The sequence below is a fragment of the uncultured Serinicoccus sp. genome (assembly GCF_947487915.1).
In the GTDB taxonomy this organism is placed as follows: domain Bacteria; phylum Actinomycetota; class Actinomycetes; order Actinomycetales; family Dermatophilaceae; genus Ornithinicoccus.
Genome location: NZ_CANKYH010000004.1, coordinates 66,078 through 87,744, shown reverse-complemented (window position 1 = coordinate 87,744; position 21,667 = coordinate 66,078). Strand labels below are relative to the sequence as shown.

The following is a 21,667-nucleotide window of genomic DNA, read 5'->3' as shown; positions in this document are numbered from 1 at the left end:
ACCCCAGGAGGACACGATGACCGAGATCCCTACCACGGATGCGGACGAGGGCCTGGCCGAGATCATCGAGGTGCTCACCGAGCTGATGCGCACGGCCACCCGGCCCGAGGTCCTCGAGGCCCAGCGCATCCTGCTCCAGCGGTTGGCGCTGCAGGGAGACGTGTTCCCCTCGCGGGTGCCGCCGCCGCGCAACATCACCGAGGTCGGCGGCTATCTCAACCTGCTCTCGGAGATGAGCCTGCACGACACCAGGGCGAACGCCGTGGCCAGCGCCCTCGGCATCGCCGGGCCGACCCCCGGCGTCGGCTTCGCCGTCGCCGGACACGGGTTCGTCGAGATCGCCAACGACCGCCCGGCGGGGCCCGCCCAGTTCTCGATCCCGCCGATGATCTCGGTCCGCGCCGACTTCGTCACCGCACTCCTGAGCGCGCTCGCGGTGCTGCATACCTCTGGGTGTGCCTTGCCCCTGCGACCCGTTGCTCCCGGCCTGCCCGCCGTGGTGCCTGGACCCGCCCCCGCGCTGGACCAGTCGATGGTTCTCGCCGCCCTCGGGCGGGTCCTGGAGGTCTTCCCCGGCACGGTCCTGATCGATCCAGCCGTCGACGCCCTGGCGGTGGCGCGCCCGGACCAGCCGGCTGTCGAACCCCTCCGGCTCGTCGCGCGTGAGCTCGACGGTGGCACGCTCGTCCCGGAGGCCTCGTGGGTGAGCCTCCGTGCCGACGCAACCTCCGTCGCCGAGGACGTGCCCGCCCCCGCTCGCTACCTGGACGTCGCGCCCGTGCTGGAGGCGCAGGGCTGGTACCACCCCGAGCCACTCCTCCCCCCGACAAGCCTCGCCGCACGGGGCACCCTGGTGCAGCTGGTGAACCGGACCGGCCTCATCGCGGGCGAGACGACGCTCGGCGCCGAGCTGGCCACGCTGTACACGTCCGCGCAGATCGGGCAGAGCGCCCTGGCCGCGCACGTTCACGACGTCTGGGACGGGCAGGGGTTCGGCGCGACCCCCTGAGCTGGCTGGGGGTGACAGGAACTGCACAGCGTGAGACATCGGAGTGGAGGTGGCGGGAATCGCGCCCATAAGGCCTTGAGCAGCGAGGATGCACCATCTTTTCTCAGTGTGCCAGTTTTGTGACAGTCCTCCCGGGCCCTCGTGCTCATTCCTGCACGGTGTGGGAGCCGCATCGGTCTTCGAGTTGGCACAGGACCCGGACTTCCGCCGCCTCCTCCGCTTGCCGGGCAGACCCAGGTCCAGGACGAGAACCTCAGGGCTCTCCGCGCGGGCGGTGGAGACGGCCGCCGGACCGGTGTGCGCGACCGACACCTCGTACCCGGCCCGGGTCAGGTACGTGCCCACCATCTGGGCGATCGCCCGCTCGTCATCCACGACGAGGACCTTCGTGCGTGACAGCTGCGCATCGGCGTGCGGCGTCGAGTCCATACCGCTGAGTCTCTCCCGACGCAGCATCCTGGGGAGAACCTGCGCACGCACCCGTGCAGATCTTCGTCAGATCTTCATGAGGCATGAGGCAGATCCCCACCCTGACGCCAGGACCATAGGGGGTGTGACGGCGCCCTCGGGCGAGGAGGCAGCCATGTGGAATCACGGGATGAGCGCGACAGCGACGTGGTGGATGTGGGCGCTGATGGTCCTGGCCACGGTCAGCTTCTGGGTGCTGGTCGCCGTCGTCGTGCGGATGGTCGTGACCCGCTCAGGACCCAGCGAGCACACCGCGCCGACCCCATCGGGCACCGCAGCCTTCGCGACGGGCACGGCACCTGCGCATCACAGGTCATGGGCGAGTCCCCCGCCGCTGCCCGTTCCCGATCCCGCACAGACCTCACCCGAACGGCACGCCTCCCGGCCACCGCGCGAACGCGCCAATCCGACGGGCTAGGACGGGGGGCGTCATGCGTACGTCCTTGCTGGTCAAGGTGCCGCGCGCCAGGCGCCTTCTGAGGCGACGAGAGGCCTGGACCACAGCCCAGCTCGCCGCTCACCAGGCCCGATCGCTCGCTGCCCTTCGGGAGCATGCGCGCACGACCTCACCCTTCTACCAGCGGTTCCATAAGGGCCTGGACGATGCGCCTCTCTCCGAGCTGCCCGTGCTCACGAAGACGATGCTCATGGAGCACTTCGACGACATCGTGACCAGCCGCGACCTCCACCTGCCCGAGGTCCAGGCCTTCCTGACCGGCATGCGGCCCGGCGAGCTGTACCGCGACCGGTACTACGTGGCCGCCACCGGCGGAACCACCGGCCGGCCAGGAGTCTTCGCGTGGAGGCCGGACGAGTGGGCCGGTGTGCTCGCCTCCTACAGCCGTCCCTACGCCTGGGGACGAGCGCCGCTGAGCCTGACCAGGCGCGCCCGGATGGCCGTGGTGAGCTCGACGACACCGTGGCACCAGTCGGCGCTCGTCGCCTCCACCGTCGACAGCCCCTTCGTCCCGACCCTCCGACTGGACGCCGGCACACCGCTCGAGGAGCTGACCGCCCGCCTGGACGCCTTCCAACCACAGATGCTCGTCGGCTACGCCTCCATCCTCCGGCTGCTGGCCGATGCCCAGGCCGAGGACCAGCTGCACATCGCCCCGACCGCAACCTTCAGCGCGTCAGAGGTGCTGACAGAGGCGACGCGACGCAGCATCGACCACGCGTGGGGGCATCAGCCGTTCAATGTGTACGCCGCCACGGAGACGGCCGGGATCGCTGCCGAGTGCGAGCACCACACAGGCCTGCACCTCTTCGAGGACCTGGTCGTGACCGAGATCGTCGACGAGAACCACCACCCGGTGTCCGCCGGCGAGTTCGGTGCCAAGGTCCTGGTGACCGTGCTCGGATCGCGCACCATACCGCTGATCCGGTACGAGATGAGCGACAGCGTCCGTCTGTCCACCGCGGGCCCGTGCCCGTGCGGCATGCCCTTCCTCCGGCTCGACACCATCCAGGGCCGCGAGCAGGAAGCGCTCCGCCTGACCGGCACGTCCGGCACCGACATCGTGGTGCAGCCGATCGTCTTCCACCGGGTCATGGACACGGTCCCCCTGTCCGCGTGGCAGATCACCCAGAACACAGACGGTCTGACCGTCCTGGTGGTGGGTCTTGCTGACGTTGTCGCCCCTGAGGATGTCGAGGCTGGCCTGCGTCGCGAGCTCGACCGGCTGCGAGTCTCTCATCTTGCGATCACCGTTCGCCAGGCCGAGAGGATTCCCCGCACCGCCATCGGCAAAGCGCCTTTGATCCGCGCTCTCCATGCACCGCCGCCCTGACAGCGGCCCGCTTCAGCTGGAGCGGGAGCCCGACCTCTGGTGGATCCCTCAGCCACCGCTCCGGGGCCGGGAGCGATTCCAGCGGCTCGCCTCCTTCCGCGTCACCCCGCGGGGCACTTTCCCAGGAGGCGAGCGGCTGTCGGGGTGACGGCACTTGGGAGCTGGTGGCAAAGCGCAACCGTCCTCCCGGCGGTCATGAGGTGGCCAGCACGGTCTCCAGGTGGGTGGAACAGCACTCGGGCAGTTCTCGTCGCAGGAAGGCGAGCGCGTCAGCAGTCTTGTCGAGGAAGTCCCCGGTCGAGTCGACGAGGTAGCGCTTCGGGTGACGGGCCCAGAGGTCCAGGATGCGCGCGTCGATCGCGGCGGCCATGGTCGATGACTCGGTGCGCAGCGGGTTCTGGTGGTTGTAGCCCTGCAGGGTCGTGGGCGTGCGGAGGTGGATGACCGCGTGGTACCGAGCGAGTTCGGCCTCCAGGGTCGTGGATGTCGCTGCCCAGAAGTCCTCGGCCGAGCCCGGCCAGTAGGCGAGGCCGTCGATGGTCCCACGGTCGCAGAGCACGATGGCTGCGTTATGGCCGGCGCCGATGGCCTCGAGCTCCCGCTCGACGTGGAAGATCGCCCGTTGCGCGGCGCGTCGGCATTGTGCGTCGTCGTGCCGCGGGAATCCTCCGCCGAAGACCACGCTGGCCGCCTCGGGCAGTACCCGAACGTGCTCGCACAGGTACCGCCGGACCATCTCGAGCACCGCGGTCTTCCCGGCGCCCGGTCCCCCGGTCACCACAACCAGCCGGGGCTCATGGGATTGCGCACACATGCACGGCACCATCAGGCTCCCCCATCGATGGAGCCCGACAAACCCCTACCCACGCCCCACTTCTCGATGAGCGCCAGCACTCCGTACGCGGGATCCTTGAACTGCGCATGGCGTAGCACCGGCCAGTGCGCGCTCAGGTACTCCTGCAAGAACTGAACGACGTGCCGCATGGGGACGATCAGCCATGGCCCGTGGGGCACCTGGTCGTGCGCGTCGCCGAAGGCCACCATCCGAATGTGATGGCCCGCCTGAGTGGTTGCGGTGCCGGTTCGGATCAGCTGCCGGGTCAGCGTCTGGCTCTCGTCGGCGGGGCAGCAGCCGAAGCGGGTCAGAGCGACCGCCAGCACCGCCGGATCTCTCAGGGCGGGGTTGAGCCGTGCCGAGCCCTCCTTCACCTCACCTACGATCATGTCGGCCTGGTTGGACGGGCAGCGCAGAGCGGGGTCGACCACAAGCATCGTCGCGTCCAGCGGACGGTTGCCCGGGCCGTGGACCAGGTCGTGGCCGGCGTCAGCAAACCGGTAGGCGAGGATGTCGAGGTCGGTGACGGTCCGCGCCTGCCGGTCGTGGAGCGCCTCCAGGACCGGGTACTCGGCAACCGTGAAGTACCCGTTCACGTGCAGGTAGGCCTGCACCAGCGCGACTGCGGTGTCCATCGCCGAGCTCGCTAGCGGTGGTGCGCCGACGACTGCTGCCCTGGGATGGTGCTGGGCCGCACGTCACCGCGTGGTTGGTCGTGCCGCTGGTGCGCTCCCGCGCAGCCGCCGTGGCCTAGATGCACGAGGACTATGGCGCCGCCCGGCAGGACCCAGGTCCCGTAGCTCTTCGACATGGTCTGCCTCCTTGACCGGAGGTGGAGCGAGTGTCCGGCGCCCTGGCCACCGTCCTGCTGATCAGCCTGCCGAACCTGGGTAAAGACGCGGTGCAGACCCGATGAAGATTCGATGTGGACCGGTCGGATCGCGCCGGTGTGCCGGAGAACCTGCCGAGCGGTGTGAGGCTGAGAAAGCCGCCGGTTCTCCGGACTCCGGAACGTTCCCAGCGGTGACCGGCACCGCGCACGCGGCTCAGCGTCATGTCAAGTGCGTGACTCCCGCAGTACGTGACGCGGGCGGCGTGAACCGGGAACGGCGCTGGCGCGGTGCCACGGGGTGGTGTTCACGAGCAACCGGCAGCCAGCCAGTCGAGCGCATACATCAGGGGCACAGATTCGTCCAGGCCGGGGGTGAGGGCACCGTGGAGGAGTATCCGAGTCGCGCCGTCCCCGGGCGGCCATTGCGCCTAACTGTGCGACTGCGTGCTGAGCATCGGACTTGGGGAGATGCCGATGTCATGGAAGAGGAACGGGCCGACGAGAACACCCAGGAGCCTAAGGGGGCACCGACCAGAAGCATGCCGGTGATGGACGCGAGCCAGTTCTCGGGCTGGAACACCTCGCCGGCACGAGCAAGGCCACGAGGACGGCGGGGACGGCGGGGGAGCGTGGTCAGTCTGCAGGCCTGCGTCGAGGCGCATCAGGCCTAGGGCAAGCTCAGGGTGTCATGTTATGCGTGTGCTCGGGATCCCAGCCCGACTTACCGTGGTGCATGCCCGGATTGTGCTCGCCGGAGAACCCCATCTCGCCCTGCGCATGCATCTGCACGTGCTGGCCGAACGCTGCGCTGTCGCTGGCCGCTTGGGCCGGTCCGGCGATGAGGAGCCCCGCGCCTGTCAAGGAGAGGACAGCTGCGAACTTTGCATGATTGTACATTTGGTCCCTTTGCACGAGTGGGTGGTGGAGGAGGTTTAACGTCCACCCATCATGGCATCCGCGGTCGTGCCTGGTGGTCCATAGAGGGGTTTCTCCATCGAACCTTCATGATCCGGCGTGGACGCTGCGCCCGTCCCCGTCCCCTGCCCTCAGTGGAGGCCGACGCACGCGCGTCGGGGAGGCTGCCGAGGCAGTGTCACACGTGTCGCCGTCGACCAGCTCTGGGCCGACGCGCTCAAGGTCGAGGTGCGTGGTGACACTCCGTCGCACCCCGGTCCCCTCCGCCAGGTCGAGCCGGTGGCCCAGGAGCCCGGGTGCATGTCTTGCCCCAGCCTCCCGAGCCCGCGGAAGCGATCTCGGCTGCGGACGGCCGACATGCTCACCCGGTCAGGAAACGTTGTGGCTCGGCGACGAACTCGTTGCGGCAGGCCTCCGAGCAGAACCACCGGGTCCGGCCCTCCCACTCGGTGTGCGCCCCGGTCGGTTCGACCTGCATCTGGCAGACCGGGTCGACCACGAGGGACGCCACGGTCCGGAACCGACCGTCCTCGAGCCAGAGCACCCGGTCGGCGACGACACGAAGCCGGTCGTCGTGAGAGACGATCACCACCGAGCGGTCCTCCTCGTCGGCAAGGCTGCGCAGCAGACGCCCGAGGTCGCGACCGCGGGAGGCGTCGAGGTTCGCGGTGGGTTCGTCGGCGAGCAGGACGGGCGGGTCGTTGGCCAGCGCCCGGGCCACCGAGACGCGCTGTTGTTCCCCACCCGACATCTGCGACGGTCGAGCCGTGGCCCGGTGGGCCAGACCGACACGGGCCAGCAGCTGAGCTGCGCGCTCGTCGGCGGCGGCGCCCGTGGTGCCGGCAAAGTTGGCCGCCACCGCGATGTTCTCCGTGGCGCTCAGCGCGTCCAGCAGGGCGTAGTCCTGGAAGATGAACCCGAAGGTGGTGGCGCGCAGCGCCGGAAGCTCACGCTCGCTCGTCCTGGCCAGGTCGACACGGTCGTGGTTGCGTCTGGTGACCAGGACGGAGCCGACGGTGGGTCGCAGCAGCGCCCCGAGCATCAGCAGGAGCGTCGTCTTTCCCGAGCCGCTGGGCCCCATCACGAGGAGCACCTCCCCGGCGTGCACGTCGAGGTCGACCTCGTGGACGGCGGCGACCTGGGTGGCACCCTCGCCGTAGGTCTTGGTCAGGCCGCGCACCGCGATCGTGACCGCCCGCTCCGGCCCGCCGGCCTCCCCGGGGGTGGTGTGGTGGGGCGTGCTCATCGCGTCTCCCGGAATGCGGTCGCCGCGTCCAGGACCCCGATCCGGTGCAGCGGCCACGCCGCTGCGAGGAGTCCTACCGCCAGCGTCCCGACCGTGGTCCGCAGAACCGCCGCCGCGGTGATGCTGATGGTGACGGCCGGCGAGAGCAGCGGCACCGCCCAGGACAGCGCGAGGGCGAGGGTGCTGGCGACCAGGGCCGCCAGGGTGACGGTCCACAGCACCTGCACGGTCACGGCGCCGGCGAGCCGGCCGGTGGTCGCGCCGAGCGCCTTGAGCACGGCGTACTCCTGGAGGCGGTTCAGCGTGGCCGTCATCAGCCCGAGCGCCACCACGGCCATGGCGATCAGCAGGCCGATGGTCGACATCAGCCGGAGCAGGTCGGCGCTCATGTCGGTGACGATCCTGGCCTCAGAGGCGGCGAACTCCTCGCGCGTCTGGACGGTCACGCCCGGCACCGCCTGCCGGACCCCCTCCGCCACGGTGCTCGCGTCGGCGGAGGGCTCGATGCCGACCAGAAGGTACGACGGCACGGCGTGGTGGATCCTGGCGAACTCCGGCTGGCTGACGAACACGGTCGTGTTGGTGATGCTCGAGCCACCCGAGGACAGACCCACGACCAGCAGCCGCGCTCACAGGACCGTCACCGTCTCACCCACACCGGCACCCACGGCTTCGGCAGCCTGCTCGTCGACGATCGCCTCCCCCGGTCCGGGCGCGCGCCCGCTGAGCAGTTCGTTCGGGCCACCGCGCCCGGTGCCGGTGTCGTAGCCGATGAGGTAGGACAGCTGCCTGCCGGCGGGTCCGGCGACCGATCCGGAGGCGAACCAGATCGGGGCCACCCAGGCGACCCCCACCGCGGACCGGACCTGCGGGGCCACCTCCGGCGGCAGGGCCGAGGCGCTCATGTGCATCGTCCTGACACCGTCCTGGGAGATGAACACCTGCGCCGGTGAGGTGCGGATGTAGCGGGTGACCTGGTTGATGGCGCCGGCGAAGATTCCTTCCAGCAGCAGCACCAGCAGCAAGGCGGCGGCGACCCCGAGCACCGTGAGCGCGGCACGGCGAGGGTCGGCGAACAAGAACCGCCGCCCGATCGGCACGTCTGCGGGACGAGCCGCCGTCGGCCGCGGGAGGGTCGCGAGAGCGCGGTGCATCATCGGCTCCGGAAGACGGTCGCCGCGTCGAGGCGGTTGACCCGGCGTGCCGGCAGCCACGCCGCCAGGGTCGCCATGGCGGCCGCCGTCACAGCGGTGCGTCCTGCCGTCGCGGGGGTGAGCGCGATCGGGAACGCCGGTCGCCACCAGCCCAGCAGCTCACGGGCCAGGAGCAGCAGGAGGACGGCGGCCAGGGCGCCGGCCACGGTGAGGGCGGCGGTCTCCGCGACCGCGAGCCGGCGGATCCGGCCGGGTGTGGCACCGAGCGCTTTGAGAACGCCAAGGTCCCGCTGCTGCTCGGTGATGCCGGTGTAGACCACGAGGGCCGTGATCAGCGTGCCGGCGGCGAAGGCGACGGCGACCATGAGCCTGACCGGCGACCCGTAGATCTGGGTGGCCACGCTCAGCGAGGCCTCGCGCAGCTGCGCGGGCGTGCGCACGCTCAGCCCCTCGTCACGCAACCTCTGGGCCACGACCTCCGGCGAGGTGGTGCTCACCAGGACCGCACCCGTGGTGTCCGCGGCACCGAGCATCCCGGTCATCGCGTCGTTCGTGACGAAGAGCAACGGGGTCATGAACATCGCCGTGCCCTCGCTGAGGCCCACGACCTTCATCGCGTGCCCGAACATGTCGAGCCGGTCACCGACACCAAGGTCCTGCCCGTCGGCGAACAGCGCGTCGAGCACGACCTCCTCCGCAGTAACCGGCGCCCGGCCCTCGGCGAACGCCCACGGCCCCCCTGCTCCGCCTGGTTCGCTCGCCACCGCCGCCACGGCGGCCTTCCCGTCAGGAAGCTCCAGGATCAGGTACATGGTCCGGATCGGCCAGGTACGGGTGACGTCCGGCACCCGCTCGATCTGGCCGACTGCGGCGAGGGGGACGATGCCCGGATCGGCGAACAGACTGTCGGTGCCGGGCGGTACGACAACCAGATCAGCGCCAAGGTGGTCGTCGTACACCGTGACCTGCTCCTGAACTCCGGTCCACAAGCCGTTGAGCAGCAGCATCAACACCAGTGCCAGGCCGATACCCAGCACTCCCGCCCCGGTGCGCACCGGCCGCGCCGCGAGCAGCCGCCTGGCCACGGGAACCTGATGTCCGTGGGACGAGCTCATGACGTGTCCTCCACGACCTGTCGGTCTTGTCCGGGTCCGCGGGTGCTATCCCTGGCTGTGCTCCTCGAAGCGATCCGTGGGCCGCTTCGTGCCGTGGCTCATCCACAGCATCATGACCGCCATGATGACCACGCACACCAGGGCGTAGACCACGCCAAGTGCACCCCACGCCCCGGTCAGGACCAGGACACCGACCAGGGCGAGCACGGGCAGGCACACGACCCACATGAGCCAATCGCGCTGGTGGGCTGCGTTCAGAAGCGGGATCGACCGAGTCTGTGGGTGGCCGGTCAGGCTGGGGCGCGGTGGGTCCCGGCGGGCGTGGGGTGTCATGGTGCTGCTCCTTCGTCGTGCGTGCGGTTATTCCACGAGGACCTCGGTGGTGGTGCCCTCGTCCAGGGTGCGGATCACGGTGTCGTCTACCACGGCGATGATCTCCAAGGACCCGTCGCTGGTACGACCGGCAGACAGGGCGCCTGCCTCGCCGAGAATGGTCGCTGCCAACGACCAGCTCTGCCCGGCGTCGGTGCTGGTGGCGACCCTGCCGACGGTGGACAGGGCGACCACGGTGCTCGCGTCGACCCAGGCCACCAGGATGGCCTGCTGCGGCGGAGTCAGCCTGACCCAGGTGACGCCGGCGTCGCTGCTGCGCAGCAGCCCTGCTTCTGTGGTGGCCAGTATCGTCCCGTCCGGGGAGGCAGCCAGCGTGCGGGGTGGAGCGGTGATCGAGCGTTCCTGCCAGGTCCGCCGGTCGGAGGAGGTCCGTAGCGTCCCGTCGTACCCCGTCACCGTGCTGCCGGAGGCGGCGAGGGCATGAAAGTCGGACTCCCCACCGCGTGAGGCCACCGTCCAGCTGGCGCCCCCGTCGGTCGAGGTGATCAGGCCAAGCGGCTGCGGCAGGTCGGTCTGCAGGCCGGGGTGGCCCGAGGCGTAGTAGGTGCCGTCGGCGTCGACGGTGAAGCTCATCAGATCCATGACCGGGCCGACGGCGACCAGTTGGTCTCCCTCCTGACGGAACAGGCCCTCGTGCGTGGCGAGCAGCAGGTCGCCGCGGCCGGGGTCGCGGACAGCGGCGTGGATATGGGTGATCGCAATGCCGTCGGCGTCGCCCTGCACCCCGATCTTGTCGGCGGCCGGGGAGCACGCGGCGAGCGTGAGCCCCACGCCGACGGACGCCACCGTCGTGACGTGCCGGAGCGGACGCGACGCCAGAACCATCACGTGTACCTCAGGTCGATCATCATGCCGGCCTCCGCGTGGTAGATGTTGTGGCAGTGGATCATCCAGTCACCCGGGTTGTCCGCGTCAAGGTCAAGCGCCACGGACTCCATGGGGGCCATCAGCAGGGTGTCCTTGCGCAACCCGTTCGGCAGGGCGAACGTGTGCCCGTGCAGGTGCAGCGGGTGGGGCATCATCGTCATGTTCGTCGCGTCAAGGCGCAAGCGTTGGCCGGGCGCCACCCGCAGCGCCTCGTTCTGCCCGTACGGGGCACCGTTGATCGTCCAGACGTAGGGCGCCATCGACCCCCCGAGCCTCAGCGCCGCCGTGACGTCGGTGCCCCTGTTCGGCAAACGGCCGGCGTCGTCGGGCTGCAGCTGCGAGCCGGTCAGGACCTTTCCGTCAAGTTCTTCCGGGGTGACGTCGGCCGGGGGGAGGGTACCGGTGGCGGTGCGGACCACCGCCAGCCCCTGGCCGCCCGTGCGCCCGCCCTGCGGGCGCGCCACGAGCGGGAAGACACCCGACCCCAAGGTGACTGTCGCGTCGTAGCGCTCCCCCATGCCGATGTAGAAGGCGTCTGTCTGCACGGGTCTGACCGGCCAGCCGTCGGTGTGGGTGAGGGTCATGCGGTGCCCGCCCAGGGCTACGGTGAAGATGGTGTCCGAGGCGGCGCTGATGACGCGCAGCCGGACCCGCTGCCCCGCCCGACCCTGCAGGACCGGCGGGTCGGTGGGAGGTCTGCCGTTGATGAGGTAGTAAGGGTAGTCCACGTCACCGGTGTCGGTGCCCCAGGGCGTGTCGGACCGCCCTGCTGACATCGAACCGTGGTCCATGCCGGCCATCGTCCCGTGGTCCGTGCCGTCGGTGCCGGAGGCGCCGTCGGCGACCAGCTGCTCCAGCACCTCCTCGGGGGTGGTGCCTGTGCCGTCGACCCAGTCGTCCAGGACCAGGACCCACTCCAGGTCGTAGTCACCGGGCTCGGCGGGGTCGTCGATGATTAGGGGTGCGTACAGGCCGCGGTCGAGCTGGGTGCCGACGTGCGGGTGGAAGAAGTACGTGCCCGGGTCGGGGACCGTGAACTCGTACAGGAAGCTCTTTCCAACACGGACCGGATCCTGTGTGAGGCCGGGGACGCCGTCGGCCTGCGGCCGCAGCCGGACCCCGTGCCAGTGAACCGTCGTGTCAGCGGGCAGCTGGTTGTCCAGGGTGACCCGTAGCAGGTCCCCGGCCGTCGCCCGCAAGGTCGCGCCGGGGGCCGAGTCGCCGTAAGCCCACGTCTGCACCGTCCTGCCGCCCAGGTCGAGGGTGACTGGACGCGCGGTGAGGCGGGCACTCACGACGGACTGCCCCGGCGAGGGCGGCACCGGCTCGGGGAGCCCGAAGGGGGCAGTCGGCCTCGAGGTCACCGGAACATCCCCGGAGCAGGCGGCCAGGGTCGCCGAGGCGCCCAGGCCAAGGCCGGCAATGATGAGCTGGCGTCGTGAAGGGCGGATCATCGATCCTTCCAGGAAGGGTCGGGACATCTCAGTGCCCGTCGGCCAGGAGGCGGCGGTGCTGCTCGTACTGCTCGGGGGTGAGCTCTCCCCTGGCCAGGCGCTCCTGCAGCAACAGGACGGGCCCGGAAGGCTCCGTCGGTTCCCCTTTCGGCACGTTCAGCAGTACCCGGACGGCGATGAAGACCACAGCCCAGAACGCCAAAGTGCTGCCAACCATCAGCAGCCACATGCCCCAACCCATGCCTGCTACCAGCATGTCGACCTCCCGCTCTGGCTGTCACTCCCCCACCAGTCTGGACGGCGGTGGTTGACCCCCGACGCGCAGATCATGGAGGTTTGGTGAAGTTCCCGTCCGCAGGGGCTGGCGCCCTCGGCGGCCGGTGGCCTGTGCGGGAGGATGCGGGCATGACACCTGCAAGCGCACCCGACCCTGCGGCGAGGGTCCTGGTCGTCGAGGATGAGCGCGCCCTTGCCGGCATGGTCGCGGCCTACCTGTCGAAGGCCGGCTACGAGACGGCCGTGGTCCACACCGGCCCGGACGCAGTCGCCGCCGTGCGCGAGCGCGGTCCCGACGTCGTCGTCCTCGACCTCGGGCTGCCCGGTATGGACGGCCTCGAGGTGTGCCGGCAGGTCCGCACGTTCTCCGACTGTTACATCGTGGTCGTCACGGCCCGCACCGACGAGGTCGACCGGCTCATCGGGCTGTCGGTGGGCGCCGATGACTACATCACCAAGCCGTTCAGCGTCCGGGAGCTGGTTGCGCGCGTGCAGGCGGTCTTGCGCCGCCCGCGGACGGGCTCACCGGCCCGCGCCTACTCCCACGAACCCGTCTGGGTTTTCGGCGACCTGCAGATCGACTCGGCCGCGCTCGAGGTGCGTCTGGCGGGCGAACGAGTAGATCTGACACCGACCCAGCGGGACCTGCTCATCACGCTCGCCTCGCGCCCCCGCACCGCCTTCTCCCGCCGCCAGCTCATCGAGGAGGTCTGGGGTGGTGGCTGGGTGGGTGACGAGCACCTCGTCGACAGTCACATCGCCCACCTGCGCCGCAAGCTCGGCGACGACCCGGAGACGGCGCGCTACGTCACCACCGTGCGCGGTGTCGGCTACCGGATGGGCCCGGGATGAGCGCCCTGCGTCGCCCGGTACGACCCCAAGGTCTGGCCAGCCGGTTGATGGTCGGCCAGTCGATCGTGCTGCTGGCCGGTGCCGTGACGGTCGCTCTGGTCGCCGCAGCGGTCGGGCCGCCGATGTTCCACAACCATCTGCTCCAGACCGGGCACCCGGCAGATTCCCCTGAGCTGGTCCATATCGAGCTCGCTTATCGCAACGCCTCCTTGACCTCTCTGGGCTGGGGACTGCTCATCTCCGTCATGGCGGCCGGGGCCGTGACCTGGGTGCTCGCCCGGCTCCTGCGCCGACCCCTGACCCAGTTGACGCACGCGGCCCGTGAGCTCGCACGCGGCCACTACGGCGCTCGGGTGACGATCGCGGGGTCCGGCACCGAGCTCGACACCCTCGCCTCGGCCTTCAACGTCATGGCGGCCCGGCTGGAGGGTGTCGAGGACACCCGTCGCCGGCTGCTCTCCGACCTAGCGCACGAGCTGCGGACCCCGATCGCGACCCTCGCCGCATACCACGAAGGCCTCACCGACGGGATCATCGACCTTGGCCCCGGGACGAGGGCGGTGCTGACCGAGCAGACCGTCCGGCTGACCCGGCTGGCGGACGATATCGAGGAGGTGTCCCGGGCCGAGGAGGGCCGGCTGGTCATGAACCGTCAACCGGTCGCCGTGGCCGACCTGTTCGCCGCGGCCACCAACGCCCTGCGCGAGCCCTACGCCGCCATGGGCGTCCAGCTTCAGGTGGAGCCCTCGGCCGAGCTGGCGGCCACCGTGGACGTGGACCGCTCCCGGATCGGCCAGGTGCTCACCAACCTGCTGAGCAATGCGCTGCGGCACACACCGGCCGAAGGGACGGTGTTCCTGGCTGCCCACCGTGACGGTTCAGAGGTGGTGCTGACCGTCCGTGACGAGGGTGAGGGGATCGCCGCCGCCCAGCTGCCGCACGTCTTTGAACGGTTCTATCGTGGCGACAGCGCACGCAACCGTGACCGCTCCGGCTCCGGTATCGGGCTGACGATCAGCAAGGCGATTGTCGACGCCCACGGCGGCTCCATCACCGCGGCCAGTGAGGGACCCGGCCACGGCGCCACCTTCAGCGTCAGCATTCCGGCCCCGACACGGTCCCAAGGCGTCAAGCACCACTGAGCGACCTCAGGCCCCCACGTCTGCATCAAATCTCCACACAACCAGCCCCGCAGGCCAACATCGAGGGTCCACCGTGGAACCCGCTACCCACGCCGCACACCCGTGTACCGCGGCGGAGGCAACGGCACTACCTGTCCCTTGTCCTGTCACAGACCAGGTCGTCCCTGCACGACCCGGAGGTTCTATGAAGTCCACTGGTCGGCACCGCGCGCCCAGTGCGCTCCCCCGCACCGGCGCCGCGGCCCTGATGGTCGGCGGCCTCGTCGCCAGCGCCGTCACGGCAGCGTCGGCGTCCCCCTTGACCCAGCCCGGTACCGAGAAGTTGACCCCACCCGCGCCCGACCAGTCCTCGCCCCTTCGCGTCGCCCCCTCCGGCAGCGATCCCGACCCAGCACCAGAGCGGCTGGGCGGACCCTCCCTCGCCGAGCTGCGAGCCCAACCGGCCGCCGACCGCAGCATCGCCCGCAGCGCCCCCGACCGCGCCGAACCGGTCGAGACCACGCTGGGACACTCCCCCTTCACCGCCACCACCATGGAGGGCGGACACGAGCATCCGCCCGTCACGTCGACCGCGCAAGGCTCCGCACCGCAACCCGAAGCGCCGGCGCCACATCCGCAGCGGCCCGTGGACAACTCGCAGCCACGGCAGTCGGCACCCGCCGCGCAGCCGCAGCCTGCCGCCCCGCCCGCGCCGGTGCAGGAGGCGACACCGACCACCCTGGGAGGCTCGCTGTTCGACATCGCGGCGAGCTACGTCGGCTACCCCTACGTGCTCTACGGCACCCCGCCCCAGGCCTTCGACTGCTCCGCCTACACCTGGTGGGTGTTCAAGCAGGCCGGCATCGACATCCCCCGCACGGTCGCCGGGCAGAAGGCCGCCGTCACCCCCGTGTCCGACCCCCAGCCCGGCGACCTCGTCTTCTACAACGACTGGTACCACGTCGGCATCTACGCCGGCAACGGCATGACCTACGAAGCCCTCAACCCCAGCACCGACGTCCGCTACGGCCCCCTGCTGTCGAACAACGTCTGGTACGGCCGCCTCGGCTGACCGTACGCTTAGCCGCACGGCACGGGGTACTTCTGCCGAGCAGGTGCTGGAAGGCCTGTCCTCCGCGTGCGGCGAGGGCCGCCTCGCCGGCCGCTCGACGTCGCCTCCGGGGCGCGGGAAGCCCCAGCCGGTGACAAGCGCAGCGCACGACGTCGGCCTGGCCGCCACGGTCCTCCTCCCGGCCAAGGACGGTGTCCTGACAGTGATGGTTGCCGACGAGGTGCACCGGCTCACCGGCGCAGCGACCGTGCCGACTTGATCGCCCACCCGTGAGCCAGCTCGCGGTATCGGCCGCGCTCCCCGGGTCGGCCCTGCGGGGGTCATAGGGCCGACCGACCTGCCCTCGAACCCATGCGACGTCAGGGAGCTCGTCGCCCAGGCCGCCCGCGCAGCGACCCGGGAAACCGAAGCCAAGGGCGGCGAGGCCCTCCTCATCGACGAGCTCCCGGCCGCCGACGAATGCTCCTCCGTGCTCGGTCGCCTACGCCTGGCCATGCGCGACCCACGGGACCCGCTGGCGAGGTGATGAATCGGCCAGCTCCCCATCGACGGTCCCCCGGGGGCGTGCGTGAGGTCTCCCGGTCGAGGCTGGGGCGGTGCGCACTAGGAGTAGCGCTCGAGGATCGAGGACTCGGCCAGCCGGGACAGGCCCTCGCGCACGGCCCTGGCCCGTGCCTCGCCGACGCCGTCGACCTCCATGAGGCCCTCGAGGCCGGCGGACAGCAGGGCCTGGAAGTTGCCGAAGTGCTCGACGAGGCGGTCGACGATCGCGCCGGGCAGGCGGGGTATGCGGTGCAGGAGCCGGTAACCGGAGGGGGTGAGGCTGTGGTGGTCCAGGCCGTCGCCGATGACCGTGATGCCCAGGCAGCGGGCGACCGAGGACAGGTCGAGCAGCTGGCCCCGTCGAGGGTGGCCAGCGACTCCAGCACCTCGGCCGGGTCGCGGCTGGCGTCGGCGGCGGCGGCGTAGTCGCGGATGACCAGCTCCCGGTCGCGGCCGATGCCGCCGGTGAGCTCCTCCAGCTGGAGGCCGACCAGCCGGCCGTCGACGCCGAGCTCGACGACGTACTGCTCGATCTCGCCGCTGATCCGGCGCACCATCTCCAGGCGCTGCAGGACCGCGGAGACCTCGCGGATGGTGACGAGGTCCTCGATCTCCAGGGCCGACAGCGAGGAGGTGACCTCGTCGAGGCGGGAGCGGTAGCGCTCCAGCGTCTGCAGGGCCTGGTTGGCCTGCGCCAGGATCTGCGTGCGGGCCTCCAGGACGTGACGCATCGAGCTCACGTAGAGCGCGACGATCGACATCGACTGGCTCACCGAGATGACCGGCATGTGGGTCTGCTTGGCGACCCGCTCGGCCGTGCGGTGCCGGGTGCCGCTCTCCACCGTCTCGATCCTCGGGTCGGGCACGAGCTGGGTGGCGGCACGCAGGATGCGCGTGCCCTCGCGGTTGAGCACGATCGCGCCGTCCATCTTGGCCAGCTCGCGCAGCCGGGTCGCCGAGAACTCCACGTCGAGCTCGAAGCCCCCGCTGCAGATCGACTCGACCGTGCGGTCGCTGCCCAGCACGACCAGGGCGCCGGTGCGGCCGCGCAGGATGCGCTCGAGGCCGTCGCGCAGGTCGGTGCCCCGGGCGGCCGCCCCTACTGTTGCCCGGCGCCCAGCCTAGGTCCACCACGGACGCGTGCCTCGCACGCCGGTCCCTCCTTTACCAACTCGTGACAGGACGGGTCGCTCGTCCGGCTGCCGCGCCACGGCCACGTTCTCGCCCTCCATGCCTCGACCCGCCTTGCCTGTGAGCATGCCGCCCGAGTACGGACGGCGCGGGCCCGTCGGTCAGGCAGGCGGTACGCGGAGTCGGTCACGGTGCAAGGTTCGCGCAAGGTCAGCGGCAGACACTCGACGTGGGCAAGGAATGCGCACCTCTCCCCGCGAAACGTGCGTCCGACGCCCACCAGGCAGGGGCCTGTCACGAGGAGAAGCCATGGAACTCACACGTCGGACGCTGATGGCCGCGGGGGGCATCGGAGCGCTCGGCTACGTCGGGATGTCGCAACCCTTGGGGAACGCCCTGGAGGCCAAGGCTGCCAGCGAGCTATCCAGCCGCGACATGCCGGTCCCGTTCACGACCGCCTTCCAGCCGCTGCAACGGCAGCTCCCGCTCGAGACCTACGTCGAGAAGGGTGTCCGGACCGAGCTGTACAGCGTGACCGCCCGCAGGGGCCAGGCGCGGATCCTGAACAACTACCTCACGCCGGTGATCGGCTACAACGGCAAGGTCCCGGGTCAGTACATCTCGGTCGAGCGGGGCACGAAGGTCCGCCTGCGGGTCCGCAACGGGCTCGACCTGACCGGCGGGCACGCCGGTCACGAGTCCCAGGGGTTTGCCCTGTCCACGCACCTGCACGGCCACGCGTCGCTGCCCGAGTACGACGGCTACGCCGACGACCGGACGATGCCCGGGTACGTGAAGGAGTACGTGTACGAGAACGACCAGCCGGCGCGCAGCATCTGGTACCACGACCACGCCAGGCACATCACGGGCGAGAACGTCTACTCCGGCCTGGCGACGCAGTACCACATCCGCGACAAGGTGGAGCTGGCTCTGCTGCCGCAGGGTGAGTTCGACGTGCCGCTCACGCTGAGCGACATCATGTTCTACAGCAACGGCGTCGCCCGGTACGACGACAAGGACCACTCCGGCCTGTGGGGCGACATCGTCCTGGTCAACGCCAAGCCGTGGCCCGTCATGCAGGTCAAGCGCCGTGTCTACCGCTTCCGGCTGCTCAACGGCTCGGTCTCCCGCTCCTACCAGCCCTACCTGAGCAACGGCGCCCCGGTCACCATGGTCGCCACCGACGGCGGCCTCATGCCGACGTCCCGCCAGGTGACCAGGTGGCGGCACGCGCCGGCCGAGCGCTACGAGTTCCTCATCGACTTCTCCAAGTACGCCCCGGGCACCGAGATCCGGCTGATGAACGCCAGCAACGAGAAGAACGTCGACTTCGACCACCAACAAGATCATGGCGTTCAGGGTCGCCGACGCCCCGGTCGACAAGACCGACCCGACGTGGAGCCCGGCCAACATCCCGCAGACGCTCACCTCGAGCGACGCCATGTCGCTGGTGCCGTCGCAGAGCGTGAAGCGCCGCTACCTGGAGCTGAAGAAGTCGGACGTCACCAACCTCTGGAACATCAACGAGACGACCTGGGACGACGTCATCGACAGCGGCTACAAGAAGGTGCTCGCCGACCCCGGCCTTGACGACGCGGAGATCTGGGACCTGCACACCAGCTCCGGCGGCTGGTTCCACCCGCTGCACATCCACCTCGGGGACTTCCAGATCCTCAGCCGCAACGGGCGGGCGCCGTTCGCCTACGAACGCGGCCCCAAGGACGTCGCGTACATCGGTCCCGACGAGCTCGTGCGCGTGATCATGAAGTTCGAGCGTAGGGGGAGGTACATGGTGCACTGCCACAACCTGCCGCACGAGGACCACGACATGATGGGCCAGTTCCGCGTCGGCCTCGGCCCGGACGACGCCGACCCGCACGACCCGATCGAGGCGGCCGAGCCGTACGTCGACACCTACCCGCCGGACCCGGCATGAGCAGCGCGTCTGCGCGCGGGAAGCCATCCATGCCTGCGATTCCCAGGACCGCAGCAGCACCGGAACAGTGCGGATCAGGCCCGCCAACGGGTCACCCCGGCGGTAAAGGAGCATCGACACCCGTACGCGTGCGGACCGGCTTGTAGGCGCGGAACCGCATCAGGTGATCCCGTGCGGCCTCTTGGACGTTCACGCCGGTGAAGCCGGCAGCGGCCAGCCCCTCGAGGAGCTCCTCGGCGGAGACCATGCGGTGGGGCGATCGGTCAGCGTGGTGCACGAACCGTGCGAGGAGCGTGTTGGTCAGGTCGTACCCCAGAAGCACACCGCCGGGCTTGAGGACCCGCAGGGCTTCGGCCGCACCGTCGCGCCAGCTGATGACATGGTGGAGCACAAGGTTCGACATGACTGCGTCGAACCGGTCGGTGGCGAACGGCAGCGAGGTCATGTCTGCGGTCCGTACGCGCAGGTTCGGTAAGGGGGCAAGCCGGGCGCGCGCAACGGCGACCATGGCCGCGTCGACGTCCGTCACGGTGATGCTGGCCTCCGGAAATCTGCGGGCAGCGGCCTCGGCCATGGCCCCGCTCCCCGCGCCGACCTCCAAGACCTCGCCGAAGATCACGTGACCGTCCAGCGCCCACGGCAAGAGGACCCGCTGCGAGAACACCTTCCAGGGTGCCGCTCGGCAGAACGCTGCTTCGATCGCGGACATGCGCGGCATGTGTCCTCCCTCGGTGGGAGAGTAACGCGAGCGGTCGTGCGCGACCTGCGCGGTGTCGCGGCGGTCGTAGGTCCCCGCGCGGTCAGACCGGCGCCCTGCCCCTGGGGTCTGCGCGGTCGTACCAGGCCAGGTGTACTACAAGAGCGGTTCCAGAGAACCGAACACCGGCATCGGCGCGGACCAGTTCCACGTTCGGTGGCGCGTCGACGGGTCCAGACGACTCGGCTCCTTCACCTCGACGTGACCGGCCCCAGCTACGCGAGGCGCCTCAGAGATGACCGGACCTGACCGCTTCCCCGAGTGTGTCCGCCCGTGCCCTCAGGCCGACAGAGACTTCTGAAGCTGGGCGAGCAGGTCGGCCGGTGGCAGCCACATGGAGGGGTACTCCCCGTACCAGCGCCGCTGCCCTTCGCCGTCGATGAGGACGAAGCTGTGGCCCGGCAGCCCGGCGTGCATGCCCTTGCCCAGGGTCCCGTAGGCCTGGGAGACGCGGCCGTCGTCCAGCAGGAACGGGGTGCGGACCCCGTTGACCTGCATGTCGGTGGTGATCTGCTCGCGGGTGTTCATCACGATCGGCAGGAAGGTGATGTCGAGACCCTCGAACAGCGCCGCGTTCTTCTCGATCTCGGCCATCTGCACGAGGCAGGACTGGCAGCCGGCTCCCTCGTTGAAGTACAGGACCACGTTGCGACCGCGGAACTGATCCAGGCTGACGGTGCCGCCTGCGGTGTCGCTCAGGGTGAAGTCCGGCGCGGCGTCGGCGAGCTCGGTGGACGCCGGGCGCGAGGTCAGCAGCATGGCGGTGACGACCGCGGCGACGAGCACCAGCGCGGTGCCGATTAGGCCGTACCGACGGACTCGGCGACGGCGCTCTTCGGACCGCGTCTCGTCGGCGATGCGGGCCAGTCGGGACTCACGGGCTGATCTGGTGGACACGTCGGCTCCTTCAGGTGCGTGCGTCGTCTGCGGGGACGCCTGGGGTATGTGGTGCTGCGCCGGAGTGGCAGCCCTCGCCGGCAGGGCCCTGGGCGGCCGTGTCCGCACCGTCCGTGCCCTCGCCCGATGGGGCGTCGGCTCCCGGTCGACGGCGGTCGCGGAGGGTGGCGACGACGAAGACGGCGGCCAGGGCGAGCACGGCGAGGCCGAGCACCGGCTCTGGCACCGGGGAGGTCCACTGCTCCAGCCGGGTGAAGAAGCCGGCGAGGCCTCGACCGGCCGCGACCTGGACGCCCGGGCCGCTGGTCATCGTGCCGGTGCCGGCGAGGTAGAGGACGAAGACGCCCATCGCGGCGAACCCGGCGGCCACCACCAGGTTGATCGAGTTGGTGTGCAGCACGCGGGTGCCCAGCCGCAGCCGGATCGCCCGTGCCTGCAGCAGCTTGCGCTCGCCGAGCCGGAAGCGGTCCCAGCCCAGGGCGATGAGGAACAGGGGGAAGACCATGCCGAACGTGTACGCCATACCCAGGGTGAGGCCGCCGACCGCCGACCCGGAGAGCGCGGACAGGGTCATGACGCCGGCCAGCACGGGTGCGCAGCAGGCGCTGGCGATGCCGGAGAACACGCCGAGGCTGAAGAAGCTCAGCCCGTCACCGCCTCGGGTGTCGGGGGCGCGCAGGGAGGCGGGCAGGGTGAGCATGCGGCCGGAGACGCTGAGCGCGGCGAGGGCCAGCATCAGCGCGCCGCCGGCGTAGTACAGGGGGGTGTGGTAGTTCGCCACTGCGGAGGCCACCAGGCCGATGCCCAGGGTGATCGGGACCAGCACCAGCGCGAGCCCGGCGGCGAAGAGGAAGGTCAGCGGCAGCAACCGCCACCGCCGGTTCTTCACGGCGGCGGCGAGGTAGCTGGGGGCGAGGAACACGATGCAGCAGGGGGCGAAGAGCGCCACCCCGCCGGCGAGGAAGGCCGCCAGGACGGAGCCGGTGGTGAGCAGCTCGCCCATC

The 21,667-nt window shown here is 70.3% G+C and carries 22 protein-coding genes and 2 pseudogenes; 8 read left to right on the top strand and 16 right to left on the bottom strand.

Annotated elements, in window-relative coordinates; all coding sequences use genetic code 11:
* Positions 1–16: 16 nt before the first annotated feature.
* Entirely contained in the window at positions 17–1,009 is a 993-nt protein-coding gene (locus Q0795_RS05770; protein WP_298888307.1) for a hypothetical protein, read from the top strand.
* A gap of 222 nt (positions 1,010–1,231) precedes the next feature.
* Here Q0795_RS05770 and Q0795_RS05765 read toward each other — a convergent pair.
* Together Q0795_RS05765 and Q0795_RS05760 are read right to left on the bottom strand one after the other, a co-directional pair.
* Positions 1,232–1,438, bottom strand: a pseudogene (locus Q0795_RS05765) (response regulator); the annotation flags it as partial.
* Positions 1,439–1,600: 162 nt separating this feature from the next.
* A complete protein-coding gene (locus Q0795_RS05760; RefSeq protein ID WP_298887825.1) occupies positions 1,601–1,771 on the bottom strand; it encodes a hypothetical protein in 171 nt (56 codons plus the stop codon).
* A 149-nt stretch (positions 1,772–1,920) separates the two neighbouring features.
* Here Q0795_RS05760 and Q0795_RS05755 point away from each other — a divergent pair, with 149 nt between their 5' ends.
* On the top strand, positions 1,921–3,267 hold the full coding sequence (locus Q0795_RS05755; RefSeq protein WP_298887823.1) for a phenylacetate--CoA ligase family protein: 1,347 nt from the start codon (positions 1,921–1,923) through the stop codon (positions 3,265–3,267).
* A gap of 193 nt (positions 3,268–3,460) precedes the next feature.
* Here Q0795_RS05755 and Q0795_RS05750 read toward each other — a convergent pair whose 3' ends face one another.
* From Q0795_RS05750 to Q0795_RS05705, 10 genes are all read right to left on the bottom strand, one after another.
* Positions 3,461–4,045, bottom strand: a complete 585-nt coding sequence (locus tag Q0795_RS05750) for an ATP-binding protein (RefSeq protein ID WP_366942451.1) — start codon at positions 4,043–4,045, stop codon at positions 3,461–3,463.
* 47 nt (positions 4,046–4,092) lie between these two features.
* Complete coding sequence (locus tag Q0795_RS05745) at positions 4,093–4,737, bottom strand: hypothetical protein (protein WP_298887818.1); 645 nt, start codon at positions 4,735–4,737, stop codon at positions 4,093–4,095.
* A 1,473-nt stretch (positions 4,738–6,210) separates the two neighbouring features.
* Complete coding sequence (locus tag Q0795_RS05740) at positions 6,211–7,095, bottom strand: ATP-binding cassette domain-containing protein (RefSeq protein WP_298887817.1); 885 nt, start codon at positions 7,093–7,095, stop codon at positions 6,211–6,213.
* Positions 7,092–7,709 (bottom strand): ABC transporter permease, encoded by a 618-nt coding sequence (locus Q0795_RS05735; RefSeq protein ID WP_298887815.1) that lies wholly within the window; start codon positions 7,707–7,709, stop codon positions 7,092–7,094. Before Q0795_RS05735 ends, Q0795_RS05740 begins: the two co-directional genes overlap by 4 nt.
* A gap of 15 nt (positions 7,710–7,724) precedes the next feature.
* A complete protein-coding gene (locus Q0795_RS05730) occupies positions 7,725–8,252 on the bottom strand; it encodes an ABC transporter permease (RefSeq protein WP_298887813.1) in 528 nt (175 codons plus the stop codon).
* Positions 8,249–9,364, bottom strand: coding sequence for an ABC transporter permease (locus Q0795_RS05725; protein ID WP_298887811.1), 1,116 nt, complete (start codon positions 9,362–9,364; stop codon positions 8,249–8,251). The genes Q0795_RS05730 and Q0795_RS05725 overlap by 4 nt, the downstream gene beginning before the upstream one ends.
* Positions 9,365–9,409: 45 nt before the next feature.
* Positions 9,410–9,592 (bottom strand): hypothetical protein, encoded by a 183-nt coding sequence (locus tag Q0795_RS05720; RefSeq protein WP_298887809.1) that lies wholly within the window; start codon positions 9,590–9,592, stop codon positions 9,410–9,412.
* Positions 9,593–9,724: 132 nt separating this feature from the next.
* A complete protein-coding gene (locus tag Q0795_RS05715; RefSeq protein ID WP_298887807.1) occupies positions 9,725–10,582 on the bottom strand; it encodes a F510_1955 family glycosylhydrolase in 858 nt (285 codons plus the stop codon).
* Positions 10,582–12,078: a multicopper oxidase family protein gene (locus tag Q0795_RS05710; protein ID WP_298887805.1), complete on the bottom strand. Its 1,497-nt coding sequence runs from the start codon at positions 12,076–12,078 to the stop codon at positions 10,582–10,584. The genes Q0795_RS05715 and Q0795_RS05710 overlap by 1 nt, the downstream gene beginning before the upstream one ends.
* Positions 12,079–12,106: 28 nt before the next feature.
* The gene (locus tag Q0795_RS05705) at positions 12,107–12,307 is read right to left on the bottom strand and encodes an SHOCT domain-containing protein (RefSeq protein WP_298887803.1); all 201 of its coding nucleotides are present in this window, start codon (positions 12,305–12,307) and stop codon (positions 12,107–12,109) included.
* A 176-nt stretch (positions 12,308–12,483) separates the two neighbouring features.
* On the opposite strand from Q0795_RS05705, the gene Q0795_RS05700 reads away from it, so the two are divergent.
* The 4 genes from Q0795_RS05700 (at position 12,484) to Q0795_RS05685 (ending at position 15,658) form a co-directional block, all read left to right on the top strand.
* Complete coding sequence (locus Q0795_RS05700; RefSeq protein WP_298887802.1) at positions 12,484–13,206, top strand: response regulator transcription factor; 723 nt, start codon at positions 12,484–12,486, stop codon at positions 13,204–13,206.
* Positions 13,203–14,348, top strand: a complete 1,146-nt coding sequence (locus Q0795_RS05695) for an ATP-binding protein (protein ID WP_298887800.1) — start codon at positions 13,203–13,205, stop codon at positions 14,346–14,348. Before Q0795_RS05700 ends, Q0795_RS05695 begins: the two co-directional genes overlap by 4 nt.
* A gap of 184 nt (positions 14,349–14,532) precedes the next feature.
* Positions 14,533–15,399 carry a C40 family peptidase gene (locus Q0795_RS05690; RefSeq protein WP_298887798.1) on the top strand — a complete coding sequence of 289 codons (867 nt, stop codon included), beginning with the start codon at positions 14,533–14,535 and terminating at the stop codon, positions 15,397–15,399.
* 130 nt (positions 15,400–15,529) lie between these two features.
* Positions 15,530–15,658 carry a hypothetical protein gene (locus Q0795_RS05685; RefSeq protein WP_298887796.1) on the top strand — a complete coding sequence of 43 codons (129 nt, stop codon included), beginning with the start codon at positions 15,530–15,532 and terminating at the stop codon, positions 15,656–15,658.
* A gap of 344 nt (positions 15,659–16,002) precedes the next feature.
* Here the strand turns inward: Q0795_RS05685 and disA are convergent.
* Positions 16,003–17,018: pseudogene (gene disA, locus Q0795_RS05680) on the bottom strand (DNA integrity scanning diadenylate cyclase DisA).
* A gap of 364 nt (positions 17,019–17,382) precedes the next feature.
* On the opposite strand from disA, the gene Q0795_RS05675 reads away from it, so the two are divergent.
* The gene (locus tag Q0795_RS05675; RefSeq protein WP_298887794.1) at positions 17,383–18,663 is read left to right on the top strand and encodes a multicopper oxidase domain-containing protein; all 1,281 of its coding nucleotides are present in this window, start codon (positions 17,383–17,385) and stop codon (positions 18,661–18,663) included.
* Positions 18,554–19,009 (top strand): multicopper oxidase domain-containing protein, encoded by a 456-nt coding sequence (locus Q0795_RS05670; protein WP_298888274.1) that lies wholly within the window; start codon positions 18,554–18,556, stop codon positions 19,007–19,009. The genes Q0795_RS05675 and Q0795_RS05670 overlap by 110 nt, the downstream gene beginning before the upstream one ends.
* Before the next feature lie 91 nt (positions 19,010–19,100).
* On the opposite strand, the gene Q0795_RS05665 is transcribed toward Q0795_RS05670, so the two are convergent.
* From Q0795_RS05665 to Q0795_RS05655, 3 genes are all read right to left on the bottom strand, one after another.
* A complete protein-coding gene (locus Q0795_RS05665) occupies positions 19,101–19,727 on the bottom strand; it encodes a class I SAM-dependent methyltransferase (protein ID WP_298887792.1) in 627 nt (208 codons plus the stop codon).
* Between the two features lie 318 nt (positions 19,728–20,045).
* Entirely contained in the window at positions 20,046–20,663 is a 618-nt protein-coding gene (locus Q0795_RS05660) for a peroxiredoxin (RefSeq protein ID WP_238695430.1), read from the bottom strand.
* Positions 20,664–20,673: 10 nt separating this feature from the next.
* Positions 20,674–21,666: a cytochrome c biogenesis CcdA family protein gene (locus Q0795_RS05655; protein WP_298887784.1), complete on the bottom strand. Its 993-nt coding sequence runs from the start codon at positions 21,664–21,666 to the stop codon at positions 20,674–20,676.
* Position 21,667: the final 1 nt, after the last annotated feature.

Excerpts from the sequence above, each read along its gene's own strand:
- Q0795_RS05690 (WP_298887798.1), top strand. The coding sequence starts at position 14,533 with ATGAAGTCCACTGGTCGGCACCGCGCGCCCAGTGCGCTCCCCCGCACC.
- Q0795_RS05700 (WP_298887802.1), top strand. The coding sequence starts at position 12,484 with ATGACACCTGCAAGCGCACCCGACCCTGCGGCGAGGGTCCTGGTCGTC.
- Q0795_RS05665 (WP_298887792.1), bottom strand. The coding sequence starts at position 19,727 with ATGCCGCGCATGTCCGCGATCGAAGCAGCGTTCTGCCGAGCGGCACCC.
- Q0795_RS05720 (WP_298887809.1), bottom strand. The coding sequence starts at position 9,592 with ATGTGGGTCGTGTGCCTGCCCGTGCTCGCCCTGGTCGGTGTCCTGGTC.
- Q0795_RS05655 (WP_298887784.1), bottom strand. The coding sequence starts at position 21,666 with ATGGGCGAGCTGCTCACCACCGGCTCCGTCCTGGCGGCCTTCCTCGCC.
- Q0795_RS05725 (WP_298887811.1), bottom strand. The coding sequence starts at position 9,364 with ATGAGCTCGTCCCACGGACATCAGGTTCCCGTGGCCAGGCGGCTGCTC.
- Q0795_RS05695 (WP_298887800.1), top strand. The coding sequence starts at position 13,203 with ATGAGCGCCCTGCGTCGCCCGGTACGACCCCAAGGTCTGGCCAGCCGG.
- Q0795_RS05770 (WP_298888307.1), top strand. The coding sequence starts at position 17 with ATGACCGAGATCCCTACCACGGATGCGGACGAGGGCCTGGCCGAGATC.
- Q0795_RS05705 (WP_298887803.1), bottom strand. The coding sequence starts at position 12,307 with ATGTGGCTGCTGATGGTTGGCAGCACTTTGGCGTTCTGGGCTGTGGTC.
- Q0795_RS05710 (WP_298887805.1), bottom strand. The coding sequence starts at position 12,078 with ATGATCCGCCCTTCACGACGCCAGCTCATCATTGCCGGCCTTGGCCTG.
- Q0795_RS05730 (WP_298887813.1), bottom strand. The coding sequence starts at position 8,252 with ATGATGCACCGCGCTCTCGCGACCCTCCCGCGGCCGACGGCGGCTCGT.
- Q0795_RS05715 (WP_298887807.1), bottom strand. The coding sequence starts at position 10,582 with ATGGTTCTGGCGTCGCGTCCGCTCCGGCACGTCACGACGGTGGCGTCC.
- Q0795_RS05745 (WP_298887818.1), bottom strand. The coding sequence starts at position 4,737 with ATGGACACCGCAGTCGCGCTGGTGCAGGCCTACCTGCACGTGAACGGG.
- Q0795_RS05675 (WP_298887794.1), top strand. The coding sequence starts at position 17,383 with ATGGAACTCACACGTCGGACGCTGATGGCCGCGGGGGGCATCGGAGCG.
- Q0795_RS05740 (WP_298887817.1), bottom strand. The coding sequence starts at position 7,095 with ATGAGCACGCCCCACCACACCACCCCCGGGGAGGCCGGCGGGCCGGAG.